Source organism: Adlercreutzia muris, assembly GCF_008831045.1.
GTDB classification, from domain to species: Bacteria; Actinomycetota; Coriobacteriia; order Coriobacteriales; family Eggerthellaceae; genus Adlercreutzia; species Adlercreutzia muris.
In genome coordinates, this window is sequence record NZ_WAJS01000040.1 from 1 (window position 1) to 17,221 (window position 17,221).

Consider the following 17,221-nt stretch of genomic DNA (forward strand, 5'->3'; position numbering starts at 1 on the left):
AGATGTTTTCGCAGGTTGGACAGCGCAAGAAGTCGCGCTATAATGCCTACTTCAAGGCACCCGCTTGCCTTGGATTCGTATACCCGGACAGGTGGGGTCTGCGAAGCCCGTGAGAGATGATGACACAAGAGGAGGCATTGATGACCTCATCGAAAAACGCAGTCTCGCTATTGACGGCAGCTGCCCTCGTCGTTGCCCCGGTGGGCGGCGTGGCCGCTAATTATAAGACCGCCCACGCCGACGAGGGCGAGGGCGACGACGGCCACGTTCGCGAGGCTGACGAAACCCAGGAGGGAAAGACCCTCGCCGACGTGGAGTACGCCAAGGCCAACGGCGAGTACAGCAGCGAGGCCGACTACGCTAAGGACGTTCAGGAGGCGCTCGGCAACGAGGCCGCACCTGAGGAGGCTCCGGCTCCGGAAGAGAGTGCCGAGTCCGACGGTGCCGGCGATGGCGCCACCGAGGGCGAGGACACGGGCGAGGCTGCCCCGGAGGGCTCCGAGGGCACTCCCGAGGGCACGCTGCCCCCGGTCGACCAGAACAAGCCCGTCGAGGGCGAAGGCGAGGGAGAGGGCACCACGAAGTTCGAGATGCCCAACCTGGTGGACAAGTCCCTCGAGGCGGCCAAGAGCATTCTCGCCGAGGCCCACCTGAACCTCTCCGACGATATCCAGTACGAGTTCAGCGCGGCCCCCAAGGGCACGGTGCTCTCCACCAACCCCGCGGCGGGCACCACGGTGAACGCCGGGGACACGGTGCAGCTCGTCGTCTCCAAGGGCACCGAGAAGGTGGCCGTCCCCGATTTCAGGAACATGACGCTGGAAGAGGCCATGGCGGCCCTCGACCCGTCCTGCCTGACCCTGTCCAGCGAGAAGCCCGTCTACGAGTTCAGCGACACGGTGGAGGCCGGGCGCGTCATCGCCACCTCGCCGGCCGCCGGCACCGTGGTGGACAACGGCGCGGCCGTGCAGTTCACCATCTCCAAGGGCGCTGACCCCGACCAGAAGCCCGATGGGGGCCAGGAGCCGGGCGAAGACGACGGCAACAAGCCCTCCCAGCCGGAGACGCCCGAGCCCCCCGTGGTCGATCCGAGCAATCCGGTGGATTCCGGCGTGCAGAAGCCCAAGCCCGACGGGGCCGGCGGCACCACCGATGCCAGCCACATCGCGGCCGTGAACAAGGGCCAGGCCCAGACGCCCCTCAAGCAGGTGGCCGTCACGGTGCCCTCCATCTCGTTCACCCATATGGACAACTCCTCCTATGTGGCCCGCCACTACAGCGAGGATCTGACCACCGAGAAGTTCATCTCGCTGGTGGGCGAGTCGGCCCGCACCATCGCCGCCGACAACGACCTGTACGCCTCGGTGATGATCGCCCAGGCCATTCTGGAGTCCGCTTCCGGCAACTCCACGCTGGCCCAGGCGCCGAACAACAACCTCTTCGGCATCAAGGGCACGTACAAGGGCAGCTCGGTGTCGCTGGCCACCCGCGAGGATGACGGCTCCGGCGCCACCTACACCATCATGAGCGACTTCCGCCAGTACGCCAATGTGGACGAGTCGCTTTCCGACTACGCCGATTTGCTGTCCAACTCCATGGGCGACTTCTACGCCGGCGCGCGCAAGTCGAACACCGACAGCTTCGTGGATGCCTGCGACTTCCTCGTGGGCCGCTACGCCACGGACATCTTCTATTCCGAGAAGCTGCAGGACCTCATCGAGACCTACGACCTCACCCGCTTCGACGTGCCGCTCACCTACGAGCTCACCGAGACCTTCGTGCTGCCGGTAAAAGACGAGGTGACCGGTCTGGATCTGTACCTGGATCCCGTGGCCGATAAGGAGGCCTACGACGCCTTAGTGGCCGAGTACGAGGCCTACGTGGATGCCACGAGCGAGTACCAGCAGGCGCTGGCCACCTGGGAAGAGCAGATGGCTCGGGCCGAGGAGCTCTACCATGTGCCCGTGTACCTGGAGAAGCCCTCGGTACCCGCGGCCGATACGGCCATGCAGCAGCATCAGAATGCCATCGATGCCGAGCGCTTCGACGGCTTCGACAAGCTCATCGCCGCCGGCGCCCCTCTGCCGGTGCGCGAGGCCCGCACCCTGAACGACCTCACGTCTCTGGCGAACTCCTTCCTCGGCGTGCCCTACCTGTGGGGCGGCACCACGCCGTCCGGCTTCGACTGCTCGGGCCTCGTGCAGTACTGCTACCGCGAGGTGTTCAACATCGAGCTGCCCCGCACCACCTACTACCAGTGCGAGGTGGGCGTGGAGGTGCCCTTCTCGGAGCTGCTCCCGGGCGACCTGCTGTTCTTCGCCGAGAACGTCGACGTGCACCATGTGGCCATGTACCTGGGCGACGGCTATTACGTCGAGGCGCCCCATACGGGCGATGTGGTGAAGATCACCGCCATGAACGACAAGCTGCCCGACTTCGCCAAGCGCGTGGTTGAGGTGCGCGATGTGGAGCTCTCCGAGTACAGCGACGCGCAGCTGGCCATGTTCGTGGAGCGCGAGAAGTACCTCCAGGAGCGCGAGCAGCGCATGGGTGTCTCCGACGAGGCTCTCGAGGAGCTGACAACGTGGCTGCAGGGCCTCGAGTTCTAACCTCTCGGCCTGCGTGGGAGTAACACTGCGACATTTTCTGGTGCTGGGCCTGATTGCCTTCGCCGTGACGTACATCTGCGTCCCGTTGGCAAGAAGGCTCGCACTACGTCTGGACGCCGTTGACTATCCGAATGCGCGCCGGGTGAACAAGCGCCCGGTGCCGCGGATGGGCGGTATCGCCATGGCCTGCGGTATTGCCGTGGCGCTTTTGGTGGAGGTGGCCGGGGAGTTCCTCTTCGGCTGGGCTGGTTTCTACGTGCATCCCACTCACGGTACCGTCCATCATGGTGGTGTCATGGCCGGCCTTCTGGTGGTGGTGCTCGTGGGCGCTCTGGACGACGTGTACTCGCTCCCTCCCAAGATGAAGCTGCTGGGCCAGGTGATCGGTGCGTCGATCATCGCGGCCTCGGGGCTTCTGCTGTCAAGCATTGCGAACCCCCTGGGGGCCGGCTTCATCCAGTTCGGCTGGCTCGCCTATCCGCTCACGGTGCTCTACCTCGTGTGCTTCATGAACGTCATCAACCTCATCGACGGCCTGGACGGCCTGGCTGCCGGCATTGCGGCCATCGCGTCTTTCTTCCTGTTCCTCATCGCCTTCGGGCGGGGACTGGAGGAGACGGCCATGCTGTCCATCGTGCTCCTCGGTGCCGCCCTGGCCTTTCTGCGCTACAACTTCGCTCCGGCGAGCATCTTCATGGGCGATTCCGGCTCGCTCATGCTGGGGGCCATGATCGGCGTCATCTCGCTCATGGGCGTCATGCGCTCGCCGACCCTCATCGTGCTGGCGGTGCCCGTGGTGATCGCGGCCATTCCCATCGCCGACACGGCGGCGGCCATCGTGCGGCGCGTGTACCATCACAAGCCCATCCAGCAGGCCGATCGCAAGCATTTGCACCATATGCTTCTGCGCAAGGGCTACGGCGTGCGCAAGTCCGTGGTCATCGTGTACGCGTGGACGACGCTGCTCGGCATGGGAGCCTGGGTCATGTCCACCACTCACGGCGTGGCCGTATGGGCCATGATGGCGATCATGCTCGTGGGATCGTTCTTCATCCTCTGGAAGATCGGCATCTTCGACCAGGTGCTGCGCCATCACTACCACGGCCGTCACACCCGCCAGGAGGACAAGCCCCGCTGGTATGGCAAACACGGGCGGTAGGGAGTGGCGCGAGGCGGCAGCGCTCGCCGAAGCATCGCCGCGCTCGGTTTCCGGGTGCTTGCGCCCCTACCTATCGAAGAATCCCGTAGGGTTACGGTGATGGCGGCAAACCAATGGTAAAATAAGAACTTGCCGTTGTTGGCTGCGAGAAAAGAGGATCGTGGGCACGCTTTCTGAGATACTCAAGGAACAGTGGGAGTGGCGCAAGCAGATTCTGAGCCTCGGCCTGTTCGATCTGAAAAAGGTATCGGCAGGCGCGGTGCTCGGCCCACTCTGGTTCTTCGCGAAGCCGGCTGTGTACATCTTCGTCTTCTGGTTCGCTCTCGAAGTGGGCCTGCGCAGCGGGGATCAGACGGGTTCGGATGTTCCCTATATCCTGTGGCTCATGGGCGGCCTCATTCCCTGGTTCTATATGCAGGAGATCTTGGGCACGGGCATTGATGTGTTCAAGCGCTATTCTTACCTGGTGACCAAGATCAAGTTCCCCCTGCCGGGCATTCCGACGATCTATTCCATCTCAACGATGATCATCCAGTGCGGTTTGGTTGTGGCGCTGATCGCTGTGTTCTTCATCTGCGGTCAGACGTTCGACTGGTACTTGCTACAAATACCCGTCGCCATGCTGCTCATGTTCGTGTTCTTCGATATGTTCTCGCTCATGACGAGCTGCCTGTCTGCCATTAGCAAGGATTTCAAGAACTTGCTCCAGACACTCTCGACGCCCCTTTTCTGGCTGTCGGGCATCATCTTCAACGTGTTCAGCTTGGGTATTCCCGCCATTGAGATGATTCTCATGTTCAACCCCATCACATTCATCGTGACCATGTACCGTTGCGCGGTGTACGATAAGATGTGGATTTGGGAGAAGCCGGAGGCCATCATCGGTTTCGCCATCGTCTTCATTGTGCAGTTCATCGCCATGGTGGTCATTTACAAGCGCACTCACGAGGAGGTGGCCGATGTCCTCTAACGATGCTGCCCCCATCGCCATCAAGTTCGATCATGTCACGAAAACCTACAAGCTCTACGAGAATGACCGGCAGCGCTTCTTCAGCGTGTTCCGCAGTAACGATAAGCGCAAGCTGATTACTACGGTGAACGCCTGCAACGATCTTTCCTTTGAAATCAAAAAGGGTGAGGCGGTGGCGTTTTTGGGCACCAACGGTGCGGGAAAGTCCACGACGCTGAAAATGATTACCGGTGTGACCTATCCGACGAGCGGAGCGGTGACCGTGAACGGCAACGTGAGCGCGCTGCTCGAGCTGACGGCGGGCTTCGATATGAAGCTCACGGGCCGCGAGAATATTTACCTGCGCGGCCACGCCTTGGGACTTCAGCGCGAGGAGATTGCCGCGCTCGAGCCCAAGGTGGTGGAATTTGCCGATTTGGGCGTCTACATTGACCAACCGGTGCGCACCTACTCGTCGGGCATGAAGTCGCGTCTGGGCTTCGCCTTCGCTGTGTCGAGCGACCCGGAGATCCTTGTGGTGGACGAGGCTCTCTCTGTCGGCGACAAGCAGTTCCAGCAGAAATGCTTCGCCCGCGTTCGCGAGATCATGGAGAAGGAAGACGTGACAGTGCTCTTCGTCACCCATGCCTCGTCGGCGGCCGAGGAGTTCTGCACGCGCGGCATCGTGCTCGATCACGGTACGATGCAGTTCTATGGTCCTATTGAGGAAGCCATTGCCTACTACGAGGGCAATTACTGATTCTCTTCGCCGTCGATACCGGTGATGCGGTAGAGGCGCATGTCTCCCTCAGCGAGGACAAGCTCGAAGCCCTCGGTTGCGCTGGCGAGGCTTTCCAAGCCCTGCCATCCAAGTTGGTAGTCCTCGCCTGTTTGAATGAGCCAGACACCCTCGTCGAAGGGGACTCCCTGGTCGAGAAGGAGCACGTAGCACGCCCCGCTGTCGCGAACGGCTTGCTGGACATCGGGGTTGGATGCGATTTCACTCAGATGGTCGCGAATGACGCGGCTTTGCTCGGTAGTTCCGTTGATATCGATATGCCGGAAATAGGTGTTGATTCCGTCGATGCCGTAGGCGAAGGCGCTTCCATCGTGGGGCTGGTTGATGACCAGGGCTCCCTCGGGTATGAGATCGAGAGCCCGTTGTACGAAGGCGTGCTCTTGGGCGCTGTATATCTGCTCCTCGGTCTCATCGTAGCCTGATGCGATGAGATAGCGCATGTATCCGATGGCGGTTCCCGAGGTGAGAACGAAATGGTCTCCCGTGACATCGGAGTGCCTATCCGCTGGGGGTTCCTGGTAGAAGGGAAAGAAATTGACGAGGGCGAACAGGCCGACGACCAGGGCGATGGGCTTGATGGGCGGGGGAGTTGCCAGCTTTCTGCCGACGGCGCTGGCAATGGCGGCCAGTCCGAGGGCGGCGATGGGGACGAGAAAGAGCTCGGCGCAGCAGAGGATGCGGTAGGGGTCGCTGTACCAGAAGCCGGCGAGGAAGGTTCTCAGCCCGTAGGGGGCATCGACGCAGCGGCAGATGGCGTATACGGCGAGCATATACAGCGCCGGCATGGCGAGCCATGTCCGTCGTTGCCGCACAAGAGCGATAACGCCGGCGATGCAGGCGATGGTGAGGACCCATTGGGGCGGTTGCTCCGGGTAGAGCGAGAAGGCGGCAGCAGCGTAGGCGGCCTCAGTCCACGATAGGTTGAGGTTGCCCGTGTTGTTGTAGAGGACCACCTGCTGGAGGGGAGGGGCGAACAGCATGATTTGCCATAGGGCGTAAGCGGCGGCCAGACCGACGAACCAGACGAGGAGGGGTCGGCGCCAAGGGCTGTCCGGTCCGAGACGCCGGGAGTGTCGCAGTTTGTCCGCAATGGTATGAATGAGAAACGGTGCCAGAAAGACCAAGGCGGTGAACAGGCCGTTGGGGTGCGCAATGCCGAAGAAGCCGATGGTCAGGATCGAGCAGAGCGCAAGGCCCTTCCCGTGATGCCGCGCTCCGGCGTGGACATAGGATACGGTGAGCGCCACGGCAGCGGGCACGAGGGAGAAGCTCAGCAGATTAGCGAGCAGCTGTCCCTTCAGAAGGAGCACCCACGGCAGGCAGGCGAAGCCGACGGCGGTGAAGGCCCCGCAGAGCAATACGTTCCTTCGGGTGGGAAAGAGCGCGTGCATGAGCGCGAAGGAGCTGAGGGGGTAGACGACCCCGCTGAGGGCTCCGTTCAGCGCGTTCATGACAATGGGCAGTTCAATGCCGGTAAGAGAGGCGATAAGGGCAACGAGCAGGTGCCATCCGGCAGGGTAGTAGCCCGTCTGGGATTCGTCGGCCAGGGCACCGGAGGTGGTGTGGAGCACCGACCAGTCCTGTGAGTCCACAAAGTAGCGAGCGAGGTTGAAGTGGGTCTGATTGTCGAAGCGGCAGTAATAGGCTGCGGGATCGCCAAGGCTGAGCCCGTAGACATAGAGACATACCGTAAGGCCGGCAAGCACGTACAGCGCGAGCATCGCCCAGGTGAAGCGCGAGCTGCGGAGAGGCTTTCCCCCTTGCTCCCCGCGCTTTGAGCCGATAAGGAGGAGTCCATAGAGGAGGATGACGGGGAGCGCGACCGTGGTTGCCGTGCACGGGACACCCGCAGCGCCCCAGAGGGCGGCAACCAGGGCATAGCCGGAAACGCTCGCTAGGGGGGCGCAGGCCAGGGCAAGGGGCCACGCGAACCTCAGCCCCCGGAAGAGCAGGCAGCCAGGGCCGTAGAGTACGACCAGGGCCGTTAATGCTGCTATGGCGAAAGACAGCATCTCCATGGCAGCGGTCGGTGCTACGAGGTCACGCTCGTGTACTCGGGGGATATTTTGTAGAGGCGCATGTCGTCTTCGGCGAGGACGAGCTCGAAGCCAGGCGTGTCGTCAGTGATGAGGTTGATACCGTCGCAAGAACGCAGGCTTTCTTCGGTGGTTTGCAAAAGCCATCTTCCTTCGTCGAAGGAGACCCCCTGGTCGAGAAGCAGTACATATTGGGCCGACGTGCGTGCCACTGCTTCCTGCACCTCGGCATCTGAGGCGATGTGGGACAGGCGCTGTCTTAGAATGTCAGCATCAGGAATCATGGTTCCCGTGGGCCGGTGGCGAAAGAGGGTGTTGATCCCGTTGACCCCGTAGGCGAAAAGACTTCCATCTTCGGGGGAGTTGACGACGAGGGCCCCATCGGGAATGACCTCAAGGGCTTTGTCTACAAAGAGTTTTTCCTTGTGGCTATATATTTGGTCGCGGCTCGTGCTGTATTCTTTGGCAATGCGATCCCTCATGAAGCCGAACGAAGTTTGCGTCCTCTTGTGAGTGATGGGATTTGGGTAGCTCGGGAAAAAGTTGTAGCAGGCAAAAACGATGAGCACGATGCATGCGGTTACTTTCGTGGCGCTTGCGGTTGTTATGCGGCGTGCGCATGGCCCGTTATGCGCGGCGAGAATCTTCTGCGTAAAACAACGGGCGAGGACCGCAACGAGTGTGGTAAGGCCGAGGGCCGCGAGGGGCGCGAGGAATACGGCCCCCGCATCGGCGAGGCGCCAGGGGTCGTTGTACCAAAACCCGCAAAGCACATTGCGAAGGTAGCCGTCGGTGCAGCGAGAAACGCCGTAAGCAACGAGCATGTAGGCGGCCGGAAAGATGAGCCACGCTGTTTTGCGTCGAATGGCGGCTGCGCATCCTATGAGGCAGATGACGGCCAGAAGCGTTTGGGCTGGCTGGCCGGCATAGAGGGAGAAGGTGATGACGGCCTCAATGCTCTCTCGCACGGTCAAAGTCAAGCCTCCCTGGTTGGGGAAGAATACAACGCTTGCGAGGGAAGGCGCGTTGAGCAAGGCGAACCAGAGGGCGATGAATCCCAGAGTGGTTGCGAAAAACGCCGCCATGCGATGTTTGGGAAAGCGTGCCATTGCCCGATGAGCAAGAAGGGGAGCGATAAACACGAGAACGGCGAACAAGCCATTTGGTTGAGATAAAGCGAGGGAGAAGATGGAGAGGCATGCTGCGACAGCAGCTCCTTTCCAATGTCGCACGATGCCGACATCGAGATAGTAAAGGAAAAGAGAGAGGACGGCCGGCATCAACGCATAACTGAGCAAGTTGGATACGAGGGGCCCCTTGATAAGAAAGGTCCACGGAAAGCACGCAACGGCGCATGTTGTGACAATGCCCACGGCGGCAACGAGTTTCGAATTGGGAAAGAGACGATTCATGAGGGAAAATGCGGCCAAGGGATATACGAGGCCACATACGATGGCATTAGTTGCGTTGATGGCTACGATGGGATCGGCTTGGGCAATGAGGGAGACAAGGGCTGCAAGACCGTGCCACGCGGAGGGGTAAAATCCATTGCCCTCGGCGGGGTAAGCTAGGGTGCCTGTGGATGCTCCGAGAGAAGACCATTGCCCCGATTCGATAAAATGACGAACCATGTTGAGATGCGTGGCGTTGTCGGCTCTGCAGTAGAACGAGTCGGCTCCGTCAAGGGGCTTGATGAACATATAGAGGCAGAGCGCCATGCCGAAGAGCCCGTAGGCGACAATCATGCCGGCGTCCCACTTCGCGAAAGCCGGCTCCACTGGTTTGAGTTTGAGGATCTTTGAAAAGAGGTGGGGCGCGATGCAGCCTACGATAATGATGCCTAGAACCGATGGCGCAGTGCAGGGGATATGCAGATAATCATAGGCAATTGGAACGAGGCCTACAAAGGCGACGAAGGCTACGGGTGCAAGGACGAGGCTTGAGGTGGTGTTGAATCCGAGGCCCCGGAAAACAAAGAGGCCGGGAATATAGAGCAGGGCGGCGCAAACAAGAAGACACAGGGCGAAGGATGTCCACATATTGAGGCGAGCTCCTTTAAGGACGAACAATGAAATAGAAATTATACCATTTGGGTGTCGGCTTGAATGATTCGCACGTTCAAGTCATATATTGAAGAATCTTATCGCAGAGTTGGCGAGTGCACGAGGCTTCGTGAGGAAAGGCGATGTTTTCCTCCACAAATGTCCCATAGGCTTCTACATCGAATCGCCCCTCTTCGATGCACTTCATAATAATGGTGGGGTCTTTGGTGAAAACGGTGGGGATGGAATGCTCAAGGTCGATGTTGAATGCACGTTTCTCACTGTAGGTATCCCAATCATAGGCGTACAGGAAAACGGGTACGCCAAGCACCCCTGCTTCGTAGATCACCGTCGAATAGTCGCTGATGACATAGTCGGCAGCAAAAAGAGGATCCACCTCCCCTTTGGGAAAGGTGATTACTCGCTCGTCGTTAATAGTTTGCGAACTCACGGGGTGGGGCATGAACACGAGGTTGTAGCGATCGAAATCGATGGCTTCGATGAGTTGTGCCATGGCCGCTTCCTGATTGCTCGGTGCAGTCTTCCGAAATGTTGGGCAATACACGATGGTTTTTCGGCCCAGTGTTTCGGGATGGGCTTCGAGAAAGGCAGCTCTCTGGGCGTTTCGGTGGGTGGGACTGAGAAGAAGATCGGTTCGCGGAAGGGGGGCTTCGAAGATAATTGCGGGATCAACGCCGAATCCTGCAGCGAAGTCCTCGCGAAAATTTAGGGACGAGACGGCCACGGCGTCATAACCCTCGTGCATGTGCAGAAGTCGGGCGGTTGATGCGCTATGGCCTTCCGGCGTATCAAGGGCGGCATATCCGAACTTCTTCATATTGCCCAGAGCGTGCCAGATTTGGATAACGGGTGCTTTGATGCGCGATCTCAAAAGGCTTACGACAATGCAGTAGGAATCAAGCACGACGGCTTGAGATGTCGCGATATAGAAGATTTGGCGAGCCATAACGAGGAGGTAGGGAAGGGGTTTGTGCAGTTGGTTCGCGAGAATGACGACATCGCAAGGTGGCTCCTCTTGAGCAAGAGCTGTCCGGATCAGTGTGAAATCAGCGGGAGGGGAATCGCTCTGTCGACTTATGCATACAATGCGCCGTTGCGTGGGAAAAATATGGCAGAGGCGATAGAAGAGGCTGAAGCAAGCAGTGGCCATGGCGATGGCAAAGGTTCTCAACGGGATCCTCCTGGCTGATGTGGCCGATGGGCGGCATTATTTCCGCCCCATGGTATCATGGATTGAAACTTGAGCGGAACGGAGGATGCCGTGACCATTGTAATAGAGGATATCGCCTGGGAAAGGGCTTTGCTTCACGTGACCTATCGAACGGACGAAGGTGCCACCTTGATGCTATTTCGTGCCAAGTCGAAGCGGTTCGCGACTCTGCGTAGTCGCGTCGATGGGGAACGGGTTGAGGCCACGCTTAATATTATGCAAGGTATCGGCCGAGAGCCGCTTGAGGATGGCGAGTGGATTTTCTGTCGGCGCGTACCCGGTGCTGAGGCGAATCTTGCCTGGGCTTGCACCGAGGCGCCTGATCGTGTATCTGTCGCAAAGAAGATGCTATGGGATGACTTGCCTCCTATTCGGCAAAGAAAGTTCAAGCGTTCACGAGTTGACTTCTCGACTTATCCCTTTACGGATGAGCAGATTGATCGGGATTTGCGCGAGCGTCCTATAACTACTCGGGGAATCAGATACACCGATGAACTGATTGGGCGATTCGATCAGCTATCGCGCGTGTTCCGCTACGTTGGTGGCAAGTACGCGTGCGCCGCTTCCCTCATTCCGTCGGTGGATGTGACCGATTATTTCTTCGTAAAACTCGCCATCGATTACTACGTGAAGAATAGACGGCCGCAGACGCGGAAATTCAGCCTCAGGCAGTTGGAAAAGCGCGCGTTCTCGCTCTACTACCAAATTGCGCGGAGGATTCTTCGCCCCCAGGGAGATGTGGTGCTGTTCCTCAAAGAGAATGGCGAGGTGCCGACGGAGAATATGGCCGCAGTTCGTGATTGCCTCATTGAACGCGGGATGGAGCAAGCCTTTCCGATTATCGAGCGCTACCGCAACACCTTCAAGGAGCGACAGAATCTCGGGTCGTGGTTGAAGGACATCAACGCTATCGCCAAAAGTAGATTTGTGTTCATTGACGACTATTGCCCGGTATTCAACTTTGTCGATCCCGATGATGCTACGGTTCTAACTCAAGTGTGGCATGCTGGAGTTGGGTTTAAATCGGTGGGCTATGCCCGATTTGGCATTGCGGGGTCGCCTGATCCGTATCAGTCTGCCCATCGACGCTACGATTATGCACTTGTTGGCAATGAGAAGCTGCGCGATATTTACTCTGAAGTGTTCGGTATCGAGGAAGGCGCTCTTTTAGCTACAGGCATGCCGCGTCTCGATCATTTTCTCGATGACGAACATCGCGGGAAGGTCCAGACCATGCTTTGGGAAAAATATCCCTGGATGAGGGAGGGGCGCATTATTGTGTTTGCTCCCACATTTCGGGGGGCCGGTCAAACAACTGCCTATTATCCCTATAACGAGTATATCGACTATGGAGCTTTGTGGGAAATGTGCGAACAGACGAACTCATACTTTGTATTCGAGATGCACCATTTCATCGAGGAGCGTCCAGCTATTCCCCCACAGTATCGCAACCGTCTGAAAGATCTTTCCAGCGAGGGCCTGAGCGAATTGCTCTATGGTGCCGATGTTCTGGTGACCGATTACTCCTCTTGCTTCTACGACTGCCTCCTTCTGCAGAAGCCCGTGGTTTTCTATGTGCCCGACAAGGTGGAATATTCGGCTACTCGCGGGGTACAGCGTTCGGTGGATGATATGGCGCCAGGGGTAGTGTGCGACACGTTTGATGAATTTATAGACGTGCTGGAGCGAGCTGCCTACCAGTCAGTTGCGCCTGATTCCTCGATGATTGATCGCTGCTTAGAGCATTCGGGCTCTGCGGCGGACCGCGTCATTGATGCGGTGCTCCTGGAAAAAGAGGTGCCGGGCGTGCGGCTGGCACGTGATGCGTCATAATAGGTGGAAACGGCAGGAAAAGCGGAAAGAATCGGTTGCCCATGAACTATGCCCTTATCTTTGCAGGCGGAACGGGTCAGCGCATGAACACCAAGACGCGGCCCAAGCAGTTCCTTGAGCTACACGGCAAGCCCATCATCCTTTATACCATCGAGGCTTTTGAGAATCACCCAGCTATCGATGGCATTGTGGTGGTATGCCTGGAGGAGTGGATCCCCTTTCTTCGGAAGAAGATCGAGCATTACGACATCGCCAAGGTGATCGATGTGGTGCCCGGAGGCGCTACGGGGCAGGAGTCCATTCGCAATGGCTTGGAAGTTTTGAGAAAGATTGCGGGGCGCGAGCACACCGTTTTCGTCCATGATGGGGTGCGCCCTCTGGTGAGCGACGAGACCATTGCGAACTGTGCCGCCTCGGTTGTCGCCCACGGCAATGCCGTCTCGGTCACGCCGGCCATTGAGACCATTGTGCAGGAAGAGGGGGGCACCGTGACCAATATCATCGATCGTGCTGCCTGCCGCATGGCCAAAGCCCCCCAGTGCTTCAACATCGGCGAGCTCATCGACGCCCATGACCGTGCTCGAGCGGATGGCGAGGGAGGGTTCATCGATTCAGCGAGTCTTATGCGCCATTACGGGCACGTGCTCCACACGGTGGAGACGGGGCCGGAAAACATCAAGATCACCACGCCGTCGGACTTTTATATCTTCCGTGCCTTCGTGGATGCACGCGAGAGCTCGGAGATATTCGGCTTTTAGGAGGCATCTCGTGTTTGATATATACGCCGAATCGCGCGCGCTGGCGCGCACCGCGACGCTGTCCTGGGATAGGCTGGAGGGGCGGCGCGTGCTCATCACCGGCGCCACGGGGCTTATCGGCTTCGCCTGCGCGCGCCTGCTGCTTGAGCGCAATCGCCTTGGCGCAGGGCGGCAGACGAGCGTTCTCTGCCTTGTGAGAAGCGAGGAGAAAGCACGCGAGGTGTTCTCAGCCTACGGGGATACCGATGGTCTGGAATTGATTGCGGGATCGGTGGAGGACTTTCCGTGGCCTGGGGGACCAATCGACTATATCGTGCACACGGCCTGTCCTACGGCGTCTAAGTTCTTCGCCGAGCATCCTGTTGAGACAGCTGATGCGCTGGTGCTGGGGACGAGACGCGTGCTCGAACTCGCCCGGGCAAAGGGCTCGGCCGGTGTGGTGTACGCCTCGAGTATGGAGGCCTATGGCGACGGCAACGCCGAGCCAGGGCTTGAGAACTTGCTGGACGAGGGCCAAGTGGGCTACGTTGATCCTCTGCGCGTGCGCAGCTGCTACCCAGAGGGCAAGCGTATGGCGGAGCAGTACTGCTGTGCCTATGCCTCCGAGTACGGTGTTCCCGCGACGGTGGTTCGTCTCGCCCAGACTTTCGGCCCTGGTATCCCCCAGACCGATGGCCGCCTTTTTGCGATGTGCGCGCGCAGCGCCCTGGCAGGGCAGGACATCGTTCTGAAGACGACGGGTGCGAGCACGCGCATGTACCTCTACACGGCCGATGCCGTGTCGGCACTGCTCACCGTACTGTTGTATGGCGAGCCAGGCACGGCCTATAACGCCGCCAATCCTGCCACCTACACCTCGGTGCGCGAGATGGCCGAGTTGGTGGCCGGCCTGGCACCGAGCCATCCCGTGGACGTCCGCTGCGAAGTTGATCCTGCAGCACCCTATCCGCCTGAGCACCATCTGCCGCTGGACGTATCGCGCCTGGAGGCGCTGGGTTGGGCCCCTACTCATGATTTGACGGGAATGTACCGCAACCTCATGGCGTATTTGGAGGGCTAGATGACTGATGAAGAGGTGAAAGTCTCGGTTATCGTACCCGTGTACAACACGGAGGAATACCTCCCAACTTGCTTGGACAGCATCGTGGGCCAAACACTCAGGGAGATTCAGATTATCTGTGTTGATGATGGCTCGACTGACGCGTCCTTGGATATCTTGAACTCCTATGCCTCGCGGGATCGTCGTGTGTTGGTGCTCAGACAGCGTAACCAATTTGCCGGGATGGCGCGGAATCTGGGTATGGACTATGCCGTAGGTAAGTACCTTGTTTTTTGGGACTCGGATGACTTCTTCGATCCCACCGCTTTGGAGAAGATGTATCTTCGAAGCGAGGAAGATCACGCTGACATTTGCGTTTGCGGAGGAAGCCGATGCTACGAGAGCGAGGGTTTTGAGGTGGAAACCGACGCCTTCCTCTTTCCCCAGCGCGTTCCTCGGCAGCTTCCGTTCAATCGTTTTACTAACGCTGATCGGCTGCTGAGCTTTACAACGGTGATGATCTGGAACAAGATATATCGCCGCTCTTTCATCCAAGAGCACAGCCTTCGTTTCAAGCCTGCGCGCAATGCCAACGATGTGTATTTTTCAGCCGCTGCACTCTGTCTCGCTGATCGCATCACGGTGGTTCCTGAGCACCTGGTCACCTATCGGGTGGGTCGCGCGAACAGCCTGGTGGCTACACTGGACAAAAATCCCCTGGCCCCCTTCGAGGCGTGGACGGCTTTTTACAACGATTATCACGAGTTGCCCGGGTTTCCCGCTCGGAGTTATGCGAACAAGGTGATGGGTGTTATAAGGCATAGCTTTCGCAACGTCTCGAACTGGGATTCCTATGCAGCGTGTTTTAGCTACCTGCGTGAAGGTGGGCTGGTTGGCCTCGCTATTGAGGAGAGGGAGGAGGGATATTATGTTGACTGGATTGACGAGTTTCTCGCCCACCTGACCCGCGATTCCGCCCATGATTTTCTGGCCTATCTCTCTTTTTCCGGTTACCGAGCCTTGGAAAGAGAGACAGCTCGTAAAAATCGAGACCGGCTAGAGAGTCGTCGTGCGCGCGAGCGGGAGATCGCAGCGGTCAAGGGGTCTTGCGCATATCGCATCGGTCGGGTCTTGACGGCGCCGGTGCGGGTTGCGAAACGCTTGGTCAGGACTAAAGCCTCGTAATCTGATCGGGTTGTCCGTGGTGAATTGTGCGATAGGACGAATAGGGGAGGAGTTGCCTTTTCCGTCTGATATACTTGTCACATGGTGCAACGAAGTCAACTGGAGGAGTTTTTTATGAACATCGCCGTCGCGGGTACTGGATATGTGGGTTTGTCCTTGGCTGTGCTGCTCTCCCAGCACAATTCCGTGACGGCCGTGGACGTGGTGTCGGAGAAGGTCGATCTCATCAACCAGGGCCTTTCCCCCATTGCCGATGCGGAGATCGAGGAGTACCTCGCTACCCACGAGTTGGATCTGCGCGCGACGTTGGATGGTGCTGCGGCCTATGCCGCAGCGGAACTCGTTGTCATCGCCACGCCTACAAATTATGATTCCGACAAGAACTTCTTTGACACGCGCTATGTGGAGCAGGTCATCGAATTAGTGTTGGAGGTGAATCCCGAGGCCATCATGGTCGTCAAGTCCACGGTGCCCGTGGGCTATACCAAGGAGCTGACCGAGCGCTATCCTTCCGGCAAGTTCCTCTTTAGCCCGGAGTTCCTTCGCGAAGGCCATGCCCTCTACGACAATCTACACCCTTCCCGCATTATTGTCGGCGTCCCGAGCGAGTCCGCATACGCCGCCGAGCTGGAATCCGCCGCGCAAGAGTTCGCCGCGCTCCTTGCTCAAGGGTCGCTCGACGAGGGCACGCCTGTGCTCATCATGCGCGCTACTGAGGCTGAAGCGGTGAAGCTGTTTGCCAACACCTATTTGGCCCTGCGCGTTGCGTACTTCAACGAGTTGGACACCTATGCCTGCGTGCGTGGGCTGGATGCCTCTCAGATCATCGAGGGCGTAGGGCTCGATCCGCGCATCGGGGGACATTACAATAACCCGTCGTTCGGTTATGGTGGCTACTGCCTTCCGAAGGACACCAAGCAGCTCTTGGCCAATTATAGTGAGGTTCCCCAGAACCTCATCGAGGCCATTGTGGAGGCGAATCGCACGCGCAAGGACTACATTGCCGACGAAGTACTCGATCGGGTAACCCATCTTGTTTACGAGGGGGTTCCCCAGCCTCGGGTCGGCGTGTATCGTCTTACAATGAAGACGGGCAGCGACAACTTCCGTGCGAGCTCCATTCAAGGTATTATGAAGCGCATCAAGGGCCGTGGCATACCAGTTATGGTATACGAGCCCACCCTGAATGCTGAGGAATTCTACGGTAGCGTGGTTACACGCGACCTCGATGCCTTCAAAGCGTCCTGTGACGTCATCCTTGCGAATCGCTGGAGCGAGGATTTGGCCGATGTGGAGGATAAGGTGTTCACTCGCGATCTGTTCAAGCGGGATTAGCGCTTTATGCCTCAAGGGGTGTCTTGTGGTCTTTTCTAGCACGGTATTCCTTTTTGCGTTCTTCCCGCTGTTTTTGGCGGCGTATTTCGCCATGCCCTGGCGGCCGGTGCGCAATGTGACGCTGCTGGCGTTCTCGCTGGTATTTTATGCTTGGGGCGAGCCGGTGTACGTGTGGCTCATGGTGGGTTCCATTCTTGTGAATTGGGCGTTGGCTCTGGGTATTGGCAAGTTCGCGCACGGGGGGGG

12 protein-coding genes and 1 pseudogene are annotated in these 17,221 nt (G+C 58.7%); 10 read left to right on the top strand and 3 right to left on the bottom strand.

Annotated features, from left to right (window positions below; all coding sequences use genetic code 11):
• Window positions 1-140: 140 nt before the first annotated feature.
• The 4 genes from F8D48_RS10210 (at window position 141) to F8D48_RS10225 (ending at window position 5,477) form a co-directional block, all read left to right on the top strand.
• The gene (locus F8D48_RS10210) at window positions 141-2,609 is read left to right on the top strand and encodes a PASTA domain-containing protein (RefSeq protein ID WP_170272800.1); all 2,469 of its coding nucleotides are present in this window, start codon (window positions 141-143) and stop codon (window positions 2,607-2,609) included.
• A 142-nt stretch (window positions 2,610-2,751) separates the two neighbouring features.
• Window positions 2,752-3,768 carry an MraY family glycosyltransferase gene (locus tag F8D48_RS10215; protein WP_240806316.1) on the top strand — a complete coding sequence of 339 codons (1,017 nt, stop codon included), beginning with the start codon at window positions 2,752-2,754 and terminating at the stop codon, window positions 3,766-3,768.
• 160 nt (window positions 3,769-3,928) lie between these two features.
• A complete protein-coding gene (locus F8D48_RS10220; protein ID WP_240806317.1) occupies window positions 3,929-4,738 on the top strand; it encodes an ABC transporter permease in 810 nt (269 codons plus the stop codon).
• Window positions 4,728-5,477 (top strand): ABC transporter ATP-binding protein, encoded by a 750-nt coding sequence (locus F8D48_RS10225; RefSeq protein WP_151431803.1) that lies wholly within the window; start codon window positions 4,728-4,730, stop codon window positions 5,475-5,477. The genes F8D48_RS10220 and F8D48_RS10225 overlap by 11 nt, the downstream gene beginning before the upstream one ends.
• Here F8D48_RS10225 and F8D48_RS10230 read toward each other — a convergent pair.
• The 3 genes from F8D48_RS10230 to F8D48_RS10240 all read right to left on the bottom strand — a co-directional run bounded on the left by F8D48_RS10230 (window position 5,471) and on the right by F8D48_RS10240 (window position 10,786).
• Window positions 5,471-7,534: a DUF6541 family protein gene (locus F8D48_RS10230; protein WP_151431805.1), complete on the bottom strand. Its 2,064-nt coding sequence runs from the start codon at window positions 7,532-7,534 to the stop codon at window positions 5,471-5,473. The genes F8D48_RS10225 and F8D48_RS10230 overlap by 7 nt on opposite strands.
• A gap of 14 nt (window positions 7,535-7,548) precedes the next feature.
• The gene (locus tag F8D48_RS10235; protein WP_151431807.1) at window positions 7,549-9,591 is read right to left on the bottom strand and encodes a DUF6541 family protein; all 2,043 of its coding nucleotides are present in this window, start codon (window positions 9,589-9,591) and stop codon (window positions 7,549-7,551) included.
• A 79-nt stretch (window positions 9,592-9,670) separates the two neighbouring features.
• Window positions 9,671-10,786: a CDP-glycerol glycerophosphotransferase family protein gene (locus F8D48_RS10240; protein WP_205717382.1), complete on the bottom strand. Its 1,116-nt coding sequence runs from the start codon at window positions 10,784-10,786 to the stop codon at window positions 9,671-9,673.
• A 90-nt stretch (window positions 10,787-10,876) separates the two neighbouring features.
• Between F8D48_RS10240 and F8D48_RS10245 the strand changes: the two genes are divergently transcribed.
• The 6 genes and pseudogenes from F8D48_RS10245 to F8D48_RS10270 all read left to right on the top strand — a co-directional run.
• Window positions 10,877-12,658, top strand: a complete 1,782-nt coding sequence (locus F8D48_RS10245; RefSeq protein ID WP_151431809.1) for a CDP-glycerol glycerophosphotransferase family protein — start codon at window positions 10,877-10,879, stop codon at window positions 12,656-12,658.
• 41 nt (window positions 12,659-12,699) lie between these two features.
• Window positions 12,700-13,416: a 2-C-methyl-D-erythritol 4-phosphate cytidylyltransferase gene (gene ispD, locus F8D48_RS10250; RefSeq protein WP_151431811.1), complete on the top strand. Its 717-nt coding sequence runs from the start codon at window positions 12,700-12,702 to the stop codon at window positions 13,414-13,416.
• A gap of 10 nt (window positions 13,417-13,426) precedes the next feature.
• Complete coding sequence (locus tag F8D48_RS10255) at window positions 13,427-14,476, top strand: NAD-dependent epimerase/dehydratase family protein (RefSeq protein ID WP_151431813.1); 1,050 nt, start codon at window positions 13,427-13,429, stop codon at window positions 14,474-14,476.
• A complete protein-coding gene (locus F8D48_RS10260) occupies window positions 14,477-15,640 on the top strand; it encodes a glycosyltransferase family 2 protein (protein ID WP_151431815.1) in 1,164 nt (387 codons plus the stop codon).
• 114 nt (window positions 15,641-15,754) lie between these two features.
• The gene (locus F8D48_RS10265; protein WP_151431817.1) at window positions 15,755-16,975 is read left to right on the top strand and encodes a nucleotide sugar dehydrogenase; all 1,221 of its coding nucleotides are present in this window, start codon (window positions 15,755-15,757) and stop codon (window positions 16,973-16,975) included.
• A gap of 25 nt (window positions 16,976-17,000) precedes the next feature.
• Window positions 17,001-17,221 (top strand): annotated as a pseudogene (locus F8D48_RS10270) (hypothetical protein); the annotation flags it as partial.